Origin of the sequence: Gillisia xinjiangensis (assembly GCF_046298265.1) — a bacterium.
GTDB lineage: Bacteria > Bacteroidota > Bacteroidia > Flavobacteriales > Flavobacteriaceae > Gillisia > Gillisia xinjiangensis.
The window spans coordinates 399,548-418,761 of the sequence record NZ_JBKAHK010000003.1 but is presented as its reverse complement, the minus strand read 5'-3'; the positions used below and the strand labels follow the sequence as shown (position 1 = coordinate 418,761).

The window sequence follows — 19,214 nt, the reverse complement described above, 5'->3', positions numbered from 1 at the left end:
CACTCATGAAAGCGCACCCCGAATCCCAAATCCCGAATCCCGATTTCACGAATTCACGAGTCAACGAATCCCAACCTAGCTTCTTCTCTTATACTTAACCACTGCGAATAAAAACAGGAACAATGCAAGCAGCTGCGAAATACGCGCTATGTAATCGCCATATTTCACATAAAAGGTTTCTCCTGTGTTCAGGGTGACATTGTTTTTTATGCTTCCCTGTTCTTCATAGCCCAGACTTTTAACGATATCTCCCTTTTCATTAATGAAGGCAGAGATGCCGGTATTGGCGCTTCTGACGATGGACCGGCGGGATTCTATCGCGCGTAGCTTTGCGTAGCTGAGGTGTTGCTTATGGCCCTGAGAATCTCCCCACCAGGCATCGTTGGTGATGATGGTGAGGAAGTTGGCGCCATTGCGAACATATCCGGTTACATATTCCCCGTACACCGACTCATAACAAATAATCGGGGCTGTGGCGTAGGAATTATTGAGCTGAAATACGCTCCTGTCCTCCTGAGTGGTTTTCATGGCCACGGTTCCGCCAAGGTCGATCATGATATCGCCCAGGATGGGTTTCAGGATATCCTTATACGGAAAGTTCTCTACCCCAACTACCAGTTTGGATTTATGATAGAGTTGTTTCGGAATTTCAGCATTCATCATAAATGCCGAATTGTAATCATTGTACCAGTCATTCGGCCCTATAAAATTGCTTTGTTTTCTTACCAGTTCGGGATCCTGAAAGCGTTCGAAAAAGGAGATTCCGCTAAGGAAATTTATCGAAGGATATTTTTCGATGTGTTGCCTTCCGTAGAACGCAGCTTCAGATCTGGGAAAATTGGAAAGCACGGTGCCATCGGCAAAGACGGTTTCCGGAGCTACGAGGATATCGGTGGTTTCAGTGACCTTTTCAGCGCTTAGCTTCAGCAGCAACTCTCCAATGCGGGTGTCGTTGGTGTTGTATTTTTCGGTGTAGGGATTGATATTTGGCTGCAGGATAACCGCCTCCAGGGTTTGGGTGCTTTCGGTATAATTTGAACGGATAAGATAGGAGATGGCGATGGGTATCGCGATAAAAGCGGATATTTTCAGGAGTCCCCGAAGGAGGATCTCTTTTTTTCCGAATTCTTTCCAGGCCAGTATGATTTTAAAAATAGCAACATTTACCAGCAATACCCATAGAGTTCCCCCGAAAGCGCCGGTATATTCATACCATTGCACCCAGTTGTGATAGTCGGAAAAGGCATTTCCAAGGTTAAGCCAGGGCCAGGAAAATTCCCATCCCAGGTGGACTTTTTCAAATACGATCCAGATAGCGATAAAAAAGGCAGAAGCTGCTTTAAAATCGCTTCTTTTTGCTACTATGTGATAGAGCAGAAAAATCCCGGCCATCAGCAGGGAGTTCACCAAAATGGCAAAAGCGCCGCCAAAAGGGGTGGAGAAATAAAGCCAGTAGGTGGTGAGCAGGTTCCAGAGAAAAAAGCTGAGGTAAGAAGCTGCGAAGATCTTCAGTTTTAAATATTTTTTTTTGGAATTCCTTATTTTGAATTCGGCATACATCAAAGGCACAAAAGCTGCAAAAAGCAGGAGCGGAAATCCGAAGGTTGGCCAGGCTGCCGCGAGGAGGATTCCGGTTAAAATCGCATATAAGAGGTTCTTCATGTTTTAAAATCTCCTCAAAAATAGGAAACTGTTTTTTATTAGCCATATTTTTTTGAATTCCTTCCCCCGGCCCCCATCTTCGGCATTCAGGGTAAGAACATATTTTGTTCATTTTTTTGCTTGTCCAAAAAAACGAACCAAAAAAAGGACACTTTTTTTGAAGGTGTTTTTTCGGTGTTGCTTCCCGCACCACCAAAAAACCGAAAACCTTCTGCTAAATTTTCTCCAAGGCTTCGAAAATTTTTAACGCAGAAGGTTTTCTACACTGGCAAAAAAAGGGGAAAAATGCCTCCCCCCGGCCACCTCCTAAGGAGGGGGGATTGCTGTGCTTCGTTGGTGAGGACGGGATTGCTTCACTGTGCTCGCAATGACGTGAGATTGCCGGGCTTCGCTCAATGACGTTTGGTTGCCGCGCTACGCTCGCAATGACGTGTTTGCTGCGCTACGCTCGCGAGGAGTTGGGATTGCCGTGCTTCGCTCGCAATGACATGAGATTGCCGCGCTGCGCTCGCAAAGACGTTCCCGCTTTAAAGAAACTTAATCAATTGTTCCGCTTCTTCCCAATCCTTGGGAATATCGATATTTACATACGGACTTCCGGTGGTATTTATAAAGCCGATATGCTTTCCATAAAGGGAATTTTGATTGGTTAGAACGGAAGTTTTTGTGATGTAGATCGCTCCATCCCTGTGGTAGGTCTTTGGTAATTCCTGCCTACGGGGAATGATTTCCTGTTCTCCGGTTGCGATTTGGAGTTTTCCATCTTTCTCCTCAAAAACCCAATGCGGATTGAAATCGGCCGGGACTTCCCGAACCGAGATCAGGGAATCAAAATTTCCTTCGGTGAATTTCTTGATGGCAGAATCGATCAATCCCTGATGGCGGAACGGGGTAGTGGGTTGCAGCAAACAAACGGCATCATATTCATCTCCATTCAGTTTCAAAGTTTCCAGCGCGTGTTTTACCACTTCCAGACTTGTGGTTGTGTCTTCGGCTAAATTTCCGGGTCTGATAAAAGGAACTTCCAGACCAATTTTTTCTGCTGTGCGGATTATTTCAGGATCATCCGTGCTCAGGATCACCCGGGAAAGTAAAGCAGAGGCTTTAGCCGATTCAAAAGTATATTCCAGCAGCGGTTTCCCCGCCAGGAGTTTTATGTTCTTTCCGGGAATTCCTTTGCTGCCTCCTCGGGCAGGGATAATACCAAGTATCCTCATTTTTGGTTTTCTGTTTAGGGTTTTCTGCTTAAACTTTAATATTCAATGGTGCTTGTTTTTTTTATCTCCCGCAGATCTCGCTGAACTTCGCAGAAAACAAACTGTTTTTTAGCCACAAATGCACGAATGTTTCTTTTGTTTTTTCTCTATTTTAATTTTCAATAGTACTTGTTTTCTATCCCCCGCAGATTTCGCTCCTGATAGTCCGGGATTTGCAGAAAACAACCTGTTTTTTAGCCACGAATGCACGAATGTTTCTTTTGTTTTTTCTCTATTTTAATTTTCAATAGTACTTGTTTTCTATCCCCCGCAGATTTCGCTCCTGATAGTCCGGGATTTGCAGAAAACAACCTGTTTTTTAGCCACGAATGCACGAATGTTTCTTTTGTTTTTTCTCTATTTTAATTTTCAATAGTACTTGTTTTCTATCCCCCGCAGATTTCGCTCCTGATAGTCCGGGATTTGCAGAAAACAAACTGTTTTTTAGCCACGAATGCACGAATGTTATTTTTGTTTTTTCAATACTCAATACTCAATACTTTAATATGAAATTGTCTTGCTGTAGGTGAGGTTCACTGTTGCCAGGATCCCGGCAATTTTAACTCCCGCATCTCCATTTCCGTATATCGTTGAACTTTCAAATTTTTCGGTAGCAATCGCATTTTTCACTGCCTGTTCTATTTCAGCCTGATTATAGGCTACATCGGTTACATTTCCTGCACGGCTCCTTCGGAATTGTCGGTTCCCTATGTTTATTACCGGTAATCCAAGATAGGCGCATTCCCGAAGGCCAGCGCTGGAATTTCCAATCAAGGCTTTTGAGCTATTCAGCAGTTTCAGGAAGTCTGTGGGTTCCATATTTTTAAAAAAATGGATGTTTTCCGGTTGTTCCAGTTCGCGGAAGGCTCTTATTCCGTTGGAAGTGCCGTCAGATCCGGCATCTACATTGGGCCAGAACCAGAAAGCCGGGTAATTAAGCGCTTTTACAGCTTTCAGGGTTTCCTGAATGTGTTTCTTTGATTCTTTATATTCTGTGGTAACCGGGTGTTGCATCACCACGATATAGCCATTTTTCCAGTCCAGTTTAGCGCCCACACCACCGTATTTTTGCAGCGGATCAAAATCCAGATAAGGATATTCTGAAATTTCTTTTGCCAGGTCGATAGATGGGCAACCGGTGTTGATCACGTGCTCCGGGATTTCTCCGAGTTTGATCACCCTTTCACGTGCATCTTCACTACACACTAAATGGAGATCGGCGAGCTTGGTGTTTGCATGTCGTACTTTCTCGTCTATGCTACCGGTCACTTCCCCGCCCTGAATATGCACCAGTGGGATATTTTGATACGCAGCAGCGATGGAAGTTGCGATGGTCTCAAACCTGTCGGCGATGGTGATCACCGCATCGGGCTTTAAATTGTAAAAAACGTTGGTGAGTTCCATCACTCCCAGTCCGGTGGTTTTTGCCATAGTGGTAGGATTTTCCCCTTCCAATACCATAAAAACTTTAGCGGCAATTGGAAACCCGTCCTTTTCGATAAAATCTACCGCATTTCCATAGCGATCCAGCAAAGCCGAGCCAGCGATGACAAGTTGTAATTCAAGATCGGGATGCTCCTGAATGGCGGTTAAGGCAGATTTTATCCGGCTGTAGGAAGGGCGTGCAGTAACAACTACACATATTTTACGTTTGCTCATGCGTTTAAGGTTTGCTGACTTTCGCTGTTAAAGGTAGCGGATTAACAAATAAAGGAAAAAGATCTTACTTGAGAATAATTGGAGGTTGATTAGTAGAAAAAATGTGGAGATTGCCGCGCATTGCTCACTATGACTTGTGAGGAACTGTCATTGCGAAGGAGTGTTTTAGCGACTGAAGCAATCTCATGAATGAAGCATCCTCATGTGAGTATGCTCACCATCCATCAAACAAATCCTTCCATTGTGGGTTCATTTCATTAATGAGTTTTTCTTTTTTCGCCCTGCTACCTGCTTTTAAATTTTTCTCATATTTGATTGCTTCTATAATGCTTGTAAACTCCTTATAATAAATCAATTTATCAGAATTATATTTAGAAGTAAATCCTTTAAAGTGCTTGTTTTTATGTTGATGAATTCTTTGGGTAAGGTTGGAGGTAACCCCTGCATAAAGCACGGTGTGATGTTTATTGGTGGTTATGTATACCCAGGATTTTTTCATAATTTAAATTACGGAAAGAAAATGAGATTGCCACGCTTTGCAATGACGTTAATAACTTATAAAAGTTTTGAATATTCAATCATTATATCGTAATATTGCAATGTTATAAAATAATAAATATTTTTCAAATGAAAATAACCATATTAGATCCCGCTTTATGCTGTAGTACAGGAGTATGCGGTCCCGATGTAGATGATGCTTTGGTGCAAACCGCAGCGAATGTAAAATGGCTGAAATCCCTTGGATATGAAGTGAACCGCCATAATATCTCCAATGATGGTGCTGCTTTTAAGGAGTATCCTGCGGCTATAGAAAAATTACAAAAAGAGGGCGTGGATTCCCTTCCCTATATCCTGGTCGATAATGTACTGGTAAAAACGGGAGATTATCCTTCAAAAGAGGAGTGGCCGGAGCTTTTAGAAGGCTCTGAATTACATGAGCAATCGGCTGGAAAAACAGCCATTCTTATAGGGATAGGTGCTGCCATTGCTGTATCCAATGAAAGCTCCCTGAAAGCGTATGTTGCCCAGGCAAAGGCGCTGGGTATTGAAATTCAGGAGATTGCAGACGCCATGAATATTGGGAATGATGCAAGGAATTCCCTTAGTCAGAAAGTGATCCAGCAAGCCAACAGCCTGTTGGGAGAACTGCAGCCTGCTGCCGGTTCATGCGCGCCCAATTCGGGTTGTTGTTAGAGCGGACGGGTTAATTTTAAAATGCCAGAATATGAAAATGCACACACAATATTTGTTTTTTACCGGCAAGGGCGGGGTAGGGAAAACTTCACTATCCTGCGCCACCGCTGTAAAAATGGCCGATGAAGGGAAGCAAGTCCTTCTTGTAAGTACCGATCCTGCTTCCAACCTTCAGGATGTGCTCAACAGTCCTGTAACCGAAAAAATAGCTCCGGTAAACTTACTTGAAAATCTTTCGGCCATCAATATCAATCCGGAAATTTCAGCAGATGAGTACCGCAACAGGGTAACCGAACCTTTAAAGGATATACTTCCCGAAGCTGAAATAAAGAAAATGAAGGAAGAGCTTTCCGGAGCCTGCACCACCGAGATCGCTTCATTTGATGAGTTTTCACGCTTTATTTCGGGGGAAAGCGAAGGCGGAAATTTTGATGTGATCATCTTTGACACCGCTCCTACAGGGCATACTTTAAGATTGCTGGAGTTACCCGCTGCCTGGGCATCTTTTTCTGAAGAAAATCCCGACGGGGCTTCCTGCCTTGGGCCAACTTCAGCCTTAAAGAGCAGTCAGGACCGCTATAATAAAGTGGTGGAGACTTTAAGAGATGCTAACCAAACTACTTTTTATCTGGTTTCCCGGGCAGAACGCTCTTCTCTAAAAGAAGCTTCCCGAACCAGTGAAGAGTTGAAAGAACTGGGGTTGAACAATCAGAAATTATTGATCAACGGCGTTTTTAAGGCACTGGACCACAGCGATGATTTTGCGGTTAAAATGGAAGAAATTGCAGAAAAACAACTGGAGTCTATTCCGCAAAACCTTAGAGATTTAGAACAACAGCAATTTCCGCTATTGCCGTATAATGTGCTGGGAATTCAAAAACTCCGCTCCCTGCTCGATGAAAAACTGCAGGAAAAAGTTGTGGAGGAAAAACTTTCAGAAGCAAAAGAAACAAATCCGTTTTTAAAAGGGATCGATGAACTGGTAAATGATCTTACCGCAGCCCAGGATCACGGACTAATAATGACGATGGGCAAAGGAGGAGTTGGTAAAACCATCACGGCCTCGGCACTGGCTATCATGATAGCGCGGAAAGGTTTTGAGGTGCATCTCACCACTACCGATCCTGCTGCCCATGTTCAGGATTTTATAGACCAGTTGGGAGAATTGCCTGCAAACATTACAATAGACCGCATTGATCCGAAAGTGGAAACCCAGCGCTACACCGATAAGGTGCTAGGACAAAAAGGAGGCAACCTGGACGAAGCAGGAAAAAAACTGCTTTTGGAAGACCTGAAGTCTCCATGTACCGAGGAAGTGGCTGTTTTTCACGCTTTTTCCAAAGCCATACAGCAGGCCAAACGAAAATTTGTGGTAATTGATACCGCTCCTACCGGGCATACCCTATTGCTGCTGGACACCGCGGGAAGTTATCATCGCGAGATCATGCGAAATACAGAAATGAATACTGCCGGGATACGGACTCCTTATATGTCCTTGCAGGATGGCAGTCTCTCCAAAGTTATACTGGTATCACTTCCTGAAACTACTCCTATGCGGGAGGCTGCGGCTTTACAGGAAGACCTGAAAAGAGCCGGAATCACTCCTTATGCGTGGGTAGTGAACCAAAGTTTGTCCATGCAGGCAGCGATTAAAGATCCCTTGCTAAGGAGCAGGGCGCGGGCCGAAGGGGAAGTAATTCGAACGATTGAAAATTCTCTGACCCAAAGGATCTATGGGATCCCATATTTGCCAAAAGAGGAATTATTACCCGCTTTACTGAATTTTTACAGCGAGAATCAACTTGAAAAAACACATTAAAATGGGCGTAACCAAAACCGATCTTTTTACAGAAAAACAAAATGAACTGGCCAATATTGCCAAGGTTTTTGCACATCCGGCACGGGTAGCTATCATTGAATATTTGCTGAAATCCAATACCTGTTTCAACGGACATTTAGTGGAGGAACTCGGCCTGGCACAAGCTACGGTTAGTCAGCATTTAAGGGAGCTTAAAAACAGCGGGATCATACAGGGAACCATAGAAGGTGTTTCTGTAAGTTATTGTATCAATCCTGAAAGATGGGCGGAGATAAGAGGCCTTTTTGGTGATCTTTTTGAAAGCTTTCAGTCACCCACCTGCTGTACAGATTGTTGATTTATTGAAATCAGTAATATCCGGGAAAGAGTCAGGATCGTTCCTCATTTGGCGTAACTGCAGGAGCCAAGAAAAAAGTTTTGATTTAATTAACTGATAAACATATAGTTGAATATCTGTAAGGAGACCCAAAAGGCAAAATTGAACTAAACATGTCACGTCGAGCGCAGTCGAGACGTTTTTGTTTGACCCTTCGACAGAGCCTGTCTTGAGCCAGTCGAAAGGCTCAGGGGGACAAAAACTGTTTTTAGGTTTTAAAACGGATAAGTATAATATTTAAATGTGATTTTCATTTTTTCAGAAGACTTTATTAAAAAAAAACAAATATGAAAACTTCAGAAGAACTTAAAAAGATTGTTCAGGAAAAATATGCTGAGATTGCACAGGGAGAAAATATTTCCTGCTGCGGAAGCGCTCCGGGTGTTCCCGAAGTCTACAATATTATGACTGATGATTATTCGGAAGTGCAAGGTTATACTTCCGATGCCGATTTGGGGTTAGGTTGTGGCCTTCCAACCCAATTTGCTAAAATTCAAAAAGGCGATACAGTGATAGATCTGGGATCTGGTGCCGGAAATGACTGTTTTATTGCCCGGCATGAAACCGGCGGAACAGGGAAAGTGATCGGTATAGATTTTACGGAAGCTATGATCAACAAGGCCCGGAGCAATGCGGAAAAACTTCGCTTCAACAATGTGGAATTCCGCCAGGGAGATATTGAAAATATGCCTGTTTCCAATGATGTGGCCGATGTTATTGTTAGCAACTGCGTGCTCAACCTGGTGCCTGATAAGGAAAAGGTGATCAAAGAAATATACCGCAGTTTAAAACCCGGAGGACATTTTAGCATTTCTGATATTGTGCTTGTGGGAGATCTTCCCGAGAAATTAAAATCTGATGCCGAAATGTATGCAGGTTGTGTTGCAGGGGCGATCCAGAAAGAGGTGTATCTGGATCATATCAGGAAAACCGGGTTTCAGAACATCAGCATTCAAAAGGAAAAACCCATCATAATACCAGATGAATTATTGGATCGCTACCTGGATCCTACTGAAAAGGAAGATTTCAAAAAAGGGACAACGGGAATCTTCAGCATTACGGTTTTTGCACAAAAACCGGGAATAAAACCTTTAAAATCCGTAACCGATGCAATTGAAATTCAAAGCAGTTGCTGCGGTCCGGTGAATACTTCAGGCTGCTGTTAAACAAATTATTGACTATCACTAACTTCCAAAAAAAATGACCGAAACCAATAATGATCTCTTCGGAAAAATTGAAGAAAGCATCACAGCTTTAGATTTCAATTCTATTTCAGAAGAAAGAAAGAATATCCTTCAACCCCTTGTTGAATATATTCAGGAAAAAATAACAAACCAACAGCAGGTGAGGCTGAATTTCATTTGCACCCACAATTCCCGCAGAAGCCATCTGTCCCAGGTGTGGGCCCAGGCTTTGGCGGCGCATTATAAGATTCCGAATGTATTCTGCTATTCGGGAGGCACAGAAGCAACCGCACTATTCCCTAAAGCTGCAGAAACTTTGGAACAACAAGGTTTTAAGATCACAAAACTTTCCGAAGAAAAGAATCCGGTGTACAGCATAAAATTCGCCGAAAATGCCCATCCTGTCATTGGCTTTTCAAAAACCTTTGACAATGCCTTTAATCCGGCATTTGGATTTGCAGCTGTTATGACCTGTTCCCAGGCTGATGCCGGTTGTCCGTTTATTGCCGGAGCCGAAAAGCGAATCCCGGTTACTTATGACGATCCGAAAGCTTTTGATGGAACAGCAGAGCAAAACCAAAAATACCTGGAGCGCAGCACACAGATCGCAACCGAATTAAAATATGTTTTTTCAGAAATTAAATTAAACTAATGGCAACTAAAAAGGAAATCGCATTTTTTGAAAAATACCTCAGTTTATGGGTGGCACTGTGTATAGCAGGCGGAATTTTTATCGGATATATTGCCGGGGATGCGATGCAGCTTATGAGCACCTGGGAAATTTACCAGGTAAACATACCCATAGCAATCCTCATCTGGATGATGATCTACCCTATGATGCTTCAAATAGATTTTACCAGTATAAAGCAAATTGGGAAGCGACCAAAAGGGATTATTTTAACATTGGTGATGAATTGGCTGGTAAAACCTTTTACCATGGCATTTTTTGCCTGGATCTTTTTCACCAAAATATTTGCGGCATTTATAGAACCGGCCCTTGCGGGAGAATATATTGCCGGGGCTATTATATTGGGAGCGGCGCCCTGTACCGCCATGGTTTTTGTGTGGTCTTATTTAACCGATGGGGATCCTAATTACACCTTAATGCAGGTATCTGTCAACGATCTAATTATTTTGGTGGCATTTGTACCCATAGTAGGCTTGCTGCTGGGAATTACAGATGTTGTTGTGCCTTATGAAACCCTTATTCTTAGTATCCTGATTTATGTGGTGATTCCTTTGATAGCAGGAATACTTACCAGTAATTTACTCATTAGAAAACGCGGGGCAGATTGGTTTAAATCAGATTTTTTGCCAAAATTGAAGCCACTGAGTATCATTGCCCTTTTACTTACCCTGGTGTTGCTTTTTGCTTTTCAGGGGGAGAATATTCTTAATAATCCGCTGATTATTTTTCTGATAGCGGTGCCTTTGATCATTCAAACCTACGTTATCTTTTTTGCCACCTGGTTTGCCGGGAAGAAACTAAAATTAACTCATCCCGTATGCGCACCGGCTGCGATGATTGGAGCCAGTAATTTCTTTGAACTTTCTGTGGCGGTGGCAATCGGCCTTTTTGGGCTGCAAAGTCCTGCGGCTTTGGTTTGCGTGGTAGGCGTTTTAGTAGAAGTGCCGGTTATGCTTTCCCTGGTGGCTTATGCAAATAAAAACAGGTATGAGGTAGATGCTAAAGAGCAGGAGGTATGAAAAGCGGATAGTTTTTGTACAGAAGTTAGATGAATTACCTAAACATGAATAGCCTCGTAAACATTAAGCTTACGAGGCTAATTATATGAGGAAAGTCCAAAATTTATAAACTTGGGCATTGCAGGAAGGGAAAAATATGCTGCCCGAATTTGTCGGCTTTTAACAAATTAAATAAGAATGATTTTATCGATTTTTTCTAAAAGCATCTTTAAAAAGTTTATAAAAAATTAATGAAGCTGTATTATTAATCTGGCACACTCCCATTCTGCAAATGGAATTTCCCGATTGCTTTGCGCCGGCGATGTCTAAAAATAAAATTCCCGTTCAGTTGAAAATAACTGACGGGATTTTTTGATTTGGATGCAGCATTAATAATCTGAATTTCTAGTGAAAATGCGCCAAGTGTTAGCAAACGCTTTAATAAAAGTATAGATATCTATGCCTTACAGCGATATCTTGCTGAAAAAGTTATTTAAGAGTAAAGTGCAATTAATAATGCTAAGCAAAATAACCTGCGAAAACTGGATTCCAGGCAATGTGAACTTCCGAAAACGTTTGAATAATTTAATATAACCTGATACCTATCATTTTTCAAAGTAGGTATAGAATGTAATTTTGAGTAATTAAAAGCAAGAAATAAATGATAACCACTACGCCACTTTCCGACCTTGAAATTGCCCAAAAAATCGAATTAAAACCCATTACTGAAATTGCCCGAAAACTTGGACTTGATTCCGAAGAAATTGAAATGTACGGAAAATATAAAGCCAAGCTTCCGCTTTCAAGAATTGATAAGGGAAAGGTGAAGAACAGCAACCTGATCCTGGTATCTGCTATTTCACCCACGCCGGCAGGGGAAGGAAAGACAACCGTTTCCATAGGACTTTCGGAAGCCTTAAACCGGCTTGGAAAGAAGACCACAGTAGTTTTACGTGAACCCTCTTTAGGTCCGGTATTTGGAATTAAAGGAGGTGCTACAGGAGGAGGTTTTTCTCAGGTACTTCCCATGGAAGATATCAATCTTCATTTCACAGGAGATTTTTCGGCAATTGAAAAGGCACACAACCTGCTTGCTGCTTTAGTTGACAACAATATTCAATCAAAAACCAATAATCTGGGAATAGACCCCCGTACTGTTACTTTAAAAAGAGTGATGGACATCAATGACCGTTCACTGAGGAATATTGTTATAGGCCTTGGAGGAACAGGTTCGGGAATTCCAAGGGAAAGTGGTTTTGATATTACCGCAGCTTCAGAGATCATGGCGATCATGTGTCTCACAGAAAACCTGGACGATCTAAAGGGGCGTTTAGGAAATATTTTTATTGGTTATACATTCAATAAAAAACCAATTTATGCCCGCGATCTTAATGCCGAAGGTGCTATGGCAACTTTGCTTAAGGATGCGCTTAAGCCTAATCTGGTACAAACCATTGAAGGAAATCCTGCAATAATTCATTTAGGTCCTTTTGCAAATATCGCGCAGGGAACCAACTCGGTTATTGCAACCCGAATGGGGATGAGTCTTTCAGATTACACCGTTACCGAGGCTGGTTTTGGCTTTGATCTTGGTGCAGAAAAATTCCTTGATATTAAATGTCAGAGTGCCGGGCTGGCTCCAAAGGTAGTCGTAATGATCGCCACGATAAGGGCTCTCAAATATCACGGAGGAGCAGCCTTAAATACGCTCACTATTCCTAATGTAGATGCTTTAATAAAAGGGCTTCCTAACCTTGAGAAACATCTGGAAAATGCAAAATTATATAATATCACTCCGGTTATCGCCATCAATAAATTTTACAGCGATAGCGATGAGGAGATACAGGTGATTTTTGATCTGGCCAGGAAACTAAATGTAAAAGTGGCGCTTTCTGATGGTTGGGCTAATGGAGGTGAAGGAGCTCTTGACCTGGCTTCTAAAGTGATAGAAGCCATTGAAGAAAACAATTCTGAATTTAAACCCCTATACCGATGGGAGCAGGATGTGGTAACCAAAATCGAAACTATTGCAAAAAAGATATATGGTGCAGAAAAAGTAGATTTTTCTCCAAAAGCCAAACGAGATCTTAAGACTATTTTAGATCTGGGTCTGGAAGGCTTGCCAATATGTATTGCCAAAACTCAGAAATCTTTGTCTGATGATCCTCTTCTTTTAGGAAGACCAAAAGGATTCACCCTAAATGTTAGAGAAATTGAAATAGCTGCCGGTGCCGGATTTCTTATCCCTATAACCGGAGATATGATGCGAATGCCGGGATTGCCAGCGCACCCTGCTTCAGAAAATATAACAGTAGATTTGGGGGGAAATATTTCGGGGCTAATTTAAAGGCAGGATCTATTTACTATTACTTATTATTAATTGTCACAGATATTGTAACCAAAAAAATAGCCTCGTGATTTAGGATTATGGTCCTGTTTTGTGAAATTTCAGGGTTTGCAGAACCTCGGGAGCTACCAGGTTGGAAATGCCGCTATGCTTTGCCGTCCATTTGCTCCGGACGGATTAAAGCAAAAAAATCCGCTCAAAAAGTGTTAAAATTGAGCAATCTTTTGTTTCAAAAAGCTATTCCGGATCCTGTTTTTAAATAGCGTTCAAAATCGCAGGCTTTTTTCTTATCTGGAAATAGAGATAAATGTACCAGAGTTACCGGTAATCTTGTTTTGGGGTAGTTAACTTCTCCTTTATTATGTGATTGAATTCTTTGCTGAATATTTTCAGTATAACCTGTATCGTATTTTCCATCATGACACAATAAGATGTAAACAGCGAAAGGTAAGGTCATGTTAAAAACTTAAGATCTGCAATTGAAAAAGAAGATAAATCAAAATACTGATTTTAAGTTTTTTACTGGATTTCAAGAAAATAATTCATAAATGTACCTGCATTCACCGTCTACATGCCACTGAAGTTTTAGCGGAGGGGGCAAGGCCTTGATAAAAACCCATTTTTGATTCTAGGTAAGAAAACCAATTGGAATATAATTTCCGATCTAAAATTCAAGTAGCGAAAAATAAACATTTAATAATTTAGCCGTTATATTGGTTATTATGTCAATTTTTGACTACATTTAACCAATATAATGGTATTAATATGTTGGAAATTACCACAATAAAAGACGTCAAAGTTAAGATTGGTGAGGCTTGTAAACAATTTCGTAAATCACACGATTTATCCCGGGAACAACTCGCAGAAGTATTAGATATTTCAAGCACAACCATTCAAAACATTGAGAACGGAAAAAATGCTACGCTGGATAATGTATTAAAAGTAGCAAACCACTTTGGACTATTACAGCTTATTACTAAAGAAATTGATAAAGCTATTACCAATCAAGACAACATTTCATTGTATTAATAAATGGCCAGAGATAAAATCATAGATATAATCGCTTTTGGCCTGGAGATCGGTAAATTAGGTTACGACCCGGATCAAAGAAAATCTTTTTTTCAATATAATCCGGGATTCTTAGATTCTGGAAAGTATTCAAAGCTATTTCCTTTCATTTTTAAACGCATAAAATCAGCCCAGGTATTCACCGAATATCAACAAGACACCTTTCAGGGTTTACCACCGTCGATTGCAGATTCATTACCAGATACCTTTGGTAATATCATATTTCAGGAATGGTTAACAGTACGAGGTATTCAAAAAGTTACACCTCTGGAACAGCTTGCATATGTTGCTGACCGTGGTATGGGAGCTCTGGAATATAGACCTATTAAAGAATTGCCCAGCACCTCTAATGTCAATATTGAAGAAGTTATTACTATTTTAGAAAAAGTTCTAAAACTGAAGGAAGATACAACAGGTAAAGACCTCAGTGAATTATCATTATTAAATGTATTTAAAATTGGAACTTCTGCGGGTGGTGCCAGACCAAAAATATTGATCTCTGAACAAAAGGAAACAGGAGAAATTATTGCTGGAGATAGAGAAACCAGCGAGGACTACAATCATTATTTGGTTAAACTTCATATAGATGATAGCGATGGCTACAATAAGGAAAAAGTAGAATATGCCTATTACCTGTTAGCGCGAGAAGCAGGAATTGAAATGATGCCTTCTAAGTTAATTGAAAACAAACATTTCGCAACATTAAGATACGACAGACAGCACGGAGAAAAACAGCACGTATTAACCGTTACCGGTCTAACAGGTTGGGACTTTAATAGTCAACCCGAAAACTCTTCCTATGAAAATGTTTTTAAAGTGGCTATAGGATTAAAAGTGCCACATAAAGATTTACAGCAGCTGTACAAACGTATGGTGTTCAATCTTGTTTTTAGAAATATTGATGACCACTTAAAAAATCATAGTTTTATTTATAATAAAAATAGTAACAGCTGGAATTTAAGTCCTGCTTATGATTTGACTTATGCATTGAACCCATTATTCACATTCAAAGCAACCTCAAGAGCCTTATCAATTAATGGTAAGCGTGCAGAAATTAGAATTAAGGATCTCCTAAAAATTGCCGAAGAATTTGCGATAAAAAATCCTAAAGGAATTATTGAAGATGTACAATCCATAATTCCCAGATGGAAAGAGGTGGCTAGTGAATTAGAAATACCAGAAAATATAATTTATAAAATAAATAATGATCTGGACACATTTAGCGCCCGAAAATAACCAATCCATATCGATGCATTATGGCACATATTCTCCATTTCTAATCAGCAATTTAAACTTTATCTCGAGCCTTATCCCTTCTGGATGTCCCGAGAATTAGGTTGGGTACTTGCTTTCTGTTTAGGTGATCCCATTTGAATTTGAAAGATCATAGGCATTATTGGTCCGAAGGGTATACTCTATTTATCCAATTCGTCCCGATCACGGCTACTTACATTCAATAGAAAAAGATAAAATATAAGTCTTACGAAGTTTCAAATACAATTATCCAGTATTCCGATATGGAATAAAAAGGTTTTGTGTGGTAGGAATGGATTAGATACCTGATTTTTCTAAACATCTTTGAAAAGTTCCTGGAAAGCAATTTCAATATCAGAGACTTCCTCAGGCTGAAGATTGGAAAACTCATTTTCCCGGGATCTTTTGGACAACTGCCCGTTATTTTGTTCCAGAAATCGTACCAGCTGGGCTGCCATTTTGTCAGGCATTTCAAATTCATCATCCAATAATCTTTTAAACGCGTCATAGGCTGTGAGGTATTTGATTTCCTGAGGAATAATATTATCGATGGTATCATTTACACAATCATATAAAAATTCCGCCTGTTTAGTAGCATCAAAGAATCGATAATAATCAAAGGTTTCATTCAGCACCTGGACATTATGATCTGAAGTTTCCTGCCATTCAATGTGGTCCAATAGGGGATGTGAGTAAGATTCCAGAACCCTTCTATAGTCATCGATATGGTCAAGTATTGAAGCTGAAACCGGAAATATGAAACCTTGTGGAGAAAATTTTTTCTTTGCCAGGAGATGATGGATGATGTACCGGTGAATTCGTCCGTTCCCGTCTACAAAGGGATGGATAAATACAAATCCAAAGGCGATATTAGACGCAGCCAGGACCGCATCAAAATCACTCTCAAGGAGTAGTTGATTTGTGGCGAGAAGTCCTTTCATTAGCATTGGTAAATCTTCAGGTTTTGCTGAAATATGGTCAGGTATAGGTTCCCCGCTGCTGCGATCATATTCTCCAACAAAACCTCCTTTTTTTCGAAAGCCCATTTCTGTAAATCGGCTGTTTTCGATCACGACCTGCTGTAATCTTTCAAGTTCTTCTTCGGTCAGATCCTTTGTACCGGCTTGTCCTATTGCCTGACTCCATCGTGCAGCTCTTTTACCACGAGGGCTTTCTCCCTCAATAGTAAACGAAGCTTTGGAATCTTTTAAAAGAAGAAAAGCCGAAGCCCTTTGAATGGTATCTTTATGAATTCCCTTTAGATAATTATTTTTTTTCTCCTTTATGGATGCTTTGGAATCCTCAAGTTTCTTTGTTTTTCGAATTAAAGGACAAAATTGATTTATGCCCGGAAGGTTATTAAGTACCAGATGACGTTTGGATTTTGTTCCGCTAATGGAGTATTGTAAATCTGCATCGATAGCGGGGACATAGCTTTTTTTTGTTAAGGCTTCTTTTCCAGGAATCTCTTTTCCCATGATCCATTCCAACAAAAACCAGATCCGTCGGCTATATTGTCCTGTAGGTTCAATATTGGTGAGTTTGTATAGATCTTCATCTGAAAAGTATTTGGTAAGCGCGCTGAATACCAATAAATTGACACCTTCATATTTTAACGAAAATACTAAGTGTTTATAAAGTGCTTCGATTTGTGTAAGTTTTTTATGATCCTCAGGTAAATAACTGGATGGAAAAACCCTCCAGTCTTCAGTTTCATAGGATTTATTTTGATCACAGATCAGGATGACTGGAAGTTGGATCGGAATAGGTAAGGATAGCTTGTCAATTACCGCGGCATATCCTACGATCGTTCCTTTCTCCGGTGTTTGCTTACCGTGAAAAACAGGTGCGAATGAATAAAAATGAGCGCTTTTGGACATAAGTAATAAATTACAGGCGCAATATATAATAAAATATAGGGGCATCCTATAAAAAATGAGCGCTATGGGTGAAATTTGAAATTAATGAGCGCACTAAGTCTTGCTGATTTTAGAAAAAGAATTGTTTATTCTTTTATCTCGACCCTTATCCCTTTTGTATGTCCAGAGAATTCAGGCGCGTACATACTTTCAATCCATAACTGGAGTAAGGATGGTATTTTGAAGGCTTATAAAATAGGAATTAGGCTTAGGTTTAAACGTGCAGATATTGAACAGACGCTATTAAGTTCCAATAAAAAAGCATCGGAATAGGATCCATAAACCGCGAAGGTTTTTTGCAGAAAACGGATTTCAAACTGAAATAAAGAAAAGACGTTTTTGAAAAAAAACCGAACGTTAAAGCTTATGGGGAATAATGAATGAGATGAAGCTCAAAAAATCCTGATTTTGAGCTTCTTCTCACAAATGCAAAGCAGCATTAGTTCCCGTTAGAAATCAGCAATCATTGAATAGCCATTTTGTTGGTATCCGATCAAGGATATCCAGCCGTTTTCCACCTGCACAATCTCGGGTAGAATGGAATCGGCAGAAAGGTCGAAAGCATGCGCGGCGGTCATACAAATCTCAAACCTAATGCCGTCTGAATCCATGGCCGAGATCTTTTCGGCAATTTCATTTTGCGATCCCGAAGCACTTTTCATTTTATCAATTGATACAAGATTTACGGAGGGGCCAATTAACACAATAATAATTTCTGGTTGCTCGCCTTCTATCACCAAGCTCGGATCTTCTATCATTTTATGAATGAGGTTCAGGTGGGCCATAGCTTTATCTGAATCACCAATCCTAAAGTCGAAGACAGTCTTTACTGAGGTAACCCCCTCCATAGCCTCATAGGAACTTTCAGTCTGTGCTTGTACCATTTCCTGTTGCATTAAGCCCAGAAAAGATAATACTACAATTAAAAACATTGATTTTTTCATAACGAACTAATTTATTAATTAAAGAAATAACTTATTTAATTTTGCCATATTCTGCTCCTTAATAGTTCTTCAATAGGTCGGTTTTTTTTGCTACTAATCCATCGATCATTCCTTCTCGAGTTTTTACTCACCTGAAATATTTCCTTGGTTTTAGATAAATTGACCTGGTTGTATTCTGCCTGTTAAAACCATTAATTTGTCCATATATAATTTACATAACTTATTTAATTTTCACAAGTTCTGTACACCCAAATAATAGTTCTTCCATATGCTTGTTTTCAGCGCGGTTAATAAAGAGATAGGATTGGTAGAGATGTCACGTGGATGGGTAGAGAAAATACAATTCTATGGGTAATTCACTCCATAATTGTCACCTTAAAACAAAAAACCCAGTAAACATAGTGCTTACCGGGCTATCTGGTGGAGTCGGAGGGTTTCGAACCCTCGTCCAAACAAGCAATTAAGAAGCTTTCTACACGTTTAGTTTTCGATTGATTGTCGATGCAAGACCGGCCGAAAACCACCAATCTTACACGTATCCTCATTTAGTTTTCAGAAGAACATCAAGGCCCTGTCCTTCCTATATTTACTTTTTCGGTGTCTCTGGTGTGGCCGCCGTAAATCAAGGCTTCCACGAGACATCTCAGCTCCCTACCTGGTAGGGATTAAGTATAACCTACTATAATTCGGTTATGCAGCCAAGGCGTAGTTATTCTCGCCGTTTAAAAAGTGTGAAATATGAGATTTAAGAGCTATATCCCAGCGCTCTACGTGCTTACAACCCAATTTGACCCGCTGTCAAATCCAAGTCGACCCCATAATGTAATGAACTTTTGTGCGTTCCCA

17 protein-coding genes and 1 other RNA gene are annotated in these 19,214 nt (G+C 40.5%); 10 read left to right on the top strand and 8 right to left on the bottom strand.

Annotation, left to right across the window (positions count from 1 at the left end; translation table 11 throughout):
* Positions 1-75: 75 nt before the first annotated feature.
* From lnt to ACKGJN_RS06890, 4 genes are all read right to left on the bottom strand, one after another.
* Complete coding sequence (lnt, locus tag ACKGJN_RS06905; RefSeq protein ID WP_409538719.1) at positions 76-1,662, bottom strand: apolipoprotein N-acyltransferase; 1,587 nt, start codon at positions 1,660-1,662, stop codon at positions 76-78.
* Positions 1,663-2,189: 527 nt separating this feature from the next.
* The gene (locus ACKGJN_RS06900) at positions 2,190-2,879 is read right to left on the bottom strand and encodes an acylneuraminate cytidylyltransferase family protein (protein ID WP_409538718.1); all 690 of its coding nucleotides are present in this window, start codon (positions 2,877-2,879) and stop codon (positions 2,190-2,192) included.
* 540 nt (positions 2,880-3,419) lie between these two features.
* Entirely contained in the window at positions 3,420-4,577 is a 1,158-nt protein-coding gene (neuC, locus tag ACKGJN_RS06895) for a UDP-N-acetylglucosamine 2-epimerase (protein WP_409538717.1), read from the bottom strand.
* A gap of 214 nt (positions 4,578-4,791) precedes the next feature.
* On the bottom strand, positions 4,792-5,076 hold the full coding sequence (locus ACKGJN_RS06890) for a GIY-YIG nuclease family protein (protein ID WP_409538716.1): 285 nt from the start codon (positions 5,074-5,076) through the stop codon (positions 4,792-4,794).
* A 128-nt stretch (positions 5,077-5,204) separates the two neighbouring features.
* On the opposite strand from ACKGJN_RS06890, the gene arsD reads away from it, so the two are divergent.
* The 7 genes from arsD to ACKGJN_RS06855 all read left to right on the top strand — a co-directional run bounded on the left by arsD (position 5,205) and on the right by ACKGJN_RS06855 (position 13,183).
* The gene (arsD, locus tag ACKGJN_RS06885; RefSeq protein ID WP_409538715.1) at positions 5,205-5,771 is read left to right on the top strand and encodes an arsenite efflux transporter metallochaperone ArsD; all 567 of its coding nucleotides are present in this window, start codon (positions 5,205-5,207) and stop codon (positions 5,769-5,771) included.
* 31 nt (positions 5,772-5,802) lie between these two features.
* Complete coding sequence (gene arsA, locus ACKGJN_RS06880) at positions 5,803-7,590, top strand: arsenical pump-driving ATPase (protein ID WP_409538714.1); 1,788 nt, start codon at positions 5,803-5,805, stop codon at positions 7,588-7,590.
* A 1-nt stretch (position 7,591) separates the two neighbouring features.
* Positions 7,592-7,927, top strand: a complete 336-nt coding sequence (locus ACKGJN_RS06875; protein ID WP_409538713.1) for an ArsR/SmtB family transcription factor — start codon at positions 7,592-7,594, stop codon at positions 7,925-7,927.
* A 326-nt stretch (positions 7,928-8,253) separates the two neighbouring features.
* Positions 8,254-9,132 carry an arsenite methyltransferase gene (locus tag ACKGJN_RS06870; RefSeq protein WP_409538712.1) on the top strand — a complete coding sequence of 293 codons (879 nt, stop codon included), beginning with the start codon at positions 8,254-8,256 and terminating at the stop codon, positions 9,130-9,132.
* Positions 9,133-9,166: 34 nt separating this feature from the next.
* Positions 9,167-9,802 (top strand): arsenate-mycothiol transferase ArsC, encoded by a 636-nt coding sequence (locus ACKGJN_RS06865; RefSeq protein WP_409538711.1) that lies wholly within the window; start codon positions 9,167-9,169, stop codon positions 9,800-9,802.
* The gene (gene arsB, locus ACKGJN_RS06860) at positions 9,802-10,857 is read left to right on the top strand and encodes an ACR3 family arsenite efflux transporter (RefSeq protein WP_409538710.1); all 1,056 of its coding nucleotides are present in this window, start codon (positions 9,802-9,804) and stop codon (positions 10,855-10,857) included. Before ACKGJN_RS06865 ends, arsB begins: the two co-directional genes overlap by 1 nt.
* A gap of 640 nt (positions 10,858-11,497) precedes the next feature.
* Positions 11,498-13,183, top strand: a complete 1,686-nt coding sequence (locus ACKGJN_RS06855) for a formate--tetrahydrofolate ligase (RefSeq protein WP_409538709.1) — start codon at positions 11,498-11,500, stop codon at positions 13,181-13,183.
* A gap of 229 nt (positions 13,184-13,412) precedes the next feature.
* Here ACKGJN_RS06855 and ACKGJN_RS06850 read toward each other — a convergent pair whose 3' ends face one another.
* Entirely contained in the window at positions 13,413-13,640 is a 228-nt protein-coding gene (locus ACKGJN_RS06850) for a GIY-YIG nuclease family protein (protein WP_409538708.1), read from the bottom strand.
* A gap of 308 nt (positions 13,641-13,948) precedes the next feature.
* Here ACKGJN_RS06850 and ACKGJN_RS06845 point away from each other — a divergent pair, with 308 nt between their 5' ends.
* Both ACKGJN_RS06845 and ACKGJN_RS06840 read left to right on the top strand, forming a co-directional pair.
* Positions 13,949-14,212, top strand: coding sequence for a helix-turn-helix transcriptional regulator (locus ACKGJN_RS06845; protein ID WP_409538707.1), 264 nt, complete (start codon positions 13,949-13,951; stop codon positions 14,210-14,212).
* Positions 14,213-14,215: 3 nt separating this feature from the next.
* The gene (locus ACKGJN_RS06840; RefSeq protein WP_409538706.1) at positions 14,216-15,487 is read left to right on the top strand and encodes a type II toxin-antitoxin system HipA family toxin; all 1,272 of its coding nucleotides are present in this window, start codon (positions 14,216-14,218) and stop codon (positions 15,485-15,487) included.
* 332 nt (positions 15,488-15,819) lie between these two features.
* Here the strand turns inward: ACKGJN_RS06840 and ACKGJN_RS06835 are convergent, their stop codons facing one another.
* The gene (locus ACKGJN_RS06835; protein ID WP_409538705.1) at positions 15,820-17,385 is read right to left on the bottom strand and encodes a Fic family protein; all 1,566 of its coding nucleotides are present in this window, start codon (positions 17,383-17,385) and stop codon (positions 15,820-15,822) included.
* Positions 17,386-17,469: 84 nt separating this feature from the next.
* Between ACKGJN_RS06835 and ACKGJN_RS06830 the strand changes: the two genes are divergently transcribed.
* Positions 17,470-17,697: a hypothetical protein gene (locus ACKGJN_RS06830; protein ID WP_409538704.1), complete on the top strand. Its 228-nt coding sequence runs from the start codon at positions 17,470-17,472 to the stop codon at positions 17,695-17,697.
* A 176-nt stretch (positions 17,698-17,873) separates the two neighbouring features.
* Here the strand turns inward: ACKGJN_RS06830 and ACKGJN_RS06825 are convergent, their stop codons facing one another.
* Positions 17,874-18,368 (bottom strand): DsrE family protein, encoded by a 495-nt coding sequence (locus ACKGJN_RS06825; RefSeq protein WP_409538703.1) that lies wholly within the window; start codon positions 18,366-18,368, stop codon positions 17,874-17,876.
* A 418-nt stretch (positions 18,369-18,786) separates the two neighbouring features.
* Positions 18,787-19,185: a transfer-messenger RNA gene (gene ssrA, locus ACKGJN_RS06820) on the bottom strand.
* Positions 19,186-19,214 lie beyond the last annotated feature (29 nt).

Excerpts from the sequence above, each read along its gene's own strand:
- ACKGJN_RS06845 (WP_409538707.1), top strand. The coding sequence starts at position 13,949 with ATGTTGGAAATTACCACAATAAAAGACGTCAAAGTTAAGATTGGTGAG.
- ACKGJN_RS06855 (WP_409538709.1), top strand. The coding sequence starts at position 11,498 with ATGATAACCACTACGCCACTTTCCGACCTTGAAATTGCCCAAAAAATC.
- arsA (WP_409538714.1), top strand. The coding sequence starts at position 5,803 with ATGAAAATGCACACACAATATTTGTTTTTTACCGGCAAGGGCGGGGTA.
- arsB (WP_409538710.1), top strand. The coding sequence starts at position 9,802 with ATGGCAACTAAAAAGGAAATCGCATTTTTTGAAAAATACCTCAGTTTA.
- ACKGJN_RS06875 (WP_409538713.1), top strand. The coding sequence starts at position 7,592 with ATGGGCGTAACCAAAACCGATCTTTTTACAGAAAAACAAAATGAACTG.
- ACKGJN_RS06900 (WP_409538718.1), bottom strand. The coding sequence starts at position 2,879 with ATGAGGATACTTGGTATTATCCCTGCCCGAGGAGGCAGCAAAGGAATT.
- ACKGJN_RS06825 (WP_409538703.1), bottom strand. The coding sequence starts at position 18,368 with ATGAAAAAATCAATGTTTTTAATTGTAGTATTATCTTTTCTGGGCTTA.
- ACKGJN_RS06870 (WP_409538712.1), top strand. The coding sequence starts at position 8,254 with ATGAAAACTTCAGAAGAACTTAAAAAGATTGTTCAGGAAAAATATGCT.
- ACKGJN_RS06835 (WP_409538705.1), bottom strand. The coding sequence starts at position 17,385 with ATGTCCAAAAGCGCTCATTTTTATTCATTCGCACCTGTTTTTCACGGT.
- ACKGJN_RS06840 (WP_409538706.1), top strand. The coding sequence starts at position 14,216 with ATGGCCAGAGATAAAATCATAGATATAATCGCTTTTGGCCTGGAGATC.
- arsD (WP_409538715.1), top strand. The coding sequence starts at position 5,205 with ATGAAAATAACCATATTAGATCCCGCTTTATGCTGTAGTACAGGAGTA.
- lnt (WP_409538719.1), bottom strand. The coding sequence starts at position 1,662 with ATGAAGAACCTCTTATATGCGATTTTAACCGGAATCCTCCTCGCGGCA.
- ACKGJN_RS06890 (WP_409538716.1), bottom strand. The coding sequence starts at position 5,076 with ATGAAAAAATCCTGGGTATACATAACCACCAATAAACATCACACCGTG.
- neuC (WP_409538717.1), bottom strand. The coding sequence starts at position 4,577 with ATGAGCAAACGTAAAATATGTGTAGTTGTTACTGCACGCCCTTCCTAC.
- ACKGJN_RS06850 (WP_409538708.1), bottom strand. The coding sequence starts at position 13,640 with ATGACCTTACCTTTCGCTGTTTACATCTTATTGTGTCATGATGGAAAA.
- ACKGJN_RS06830 (WP_409538704.1), top strand. The coding sequence starts at position 17,470 with ATGAGCGCACTAAGTCTTGCTGATTTTAGAAAAAGAATTGTTTATTCT.
- ACKGJN_RS06865 (WP_409538711.1), top strand. The coding sequence starts at position 9,167 with ATGACCGAAACCAATAATGATCTCTTCGGAAAAATTGAAGAAAGCATC.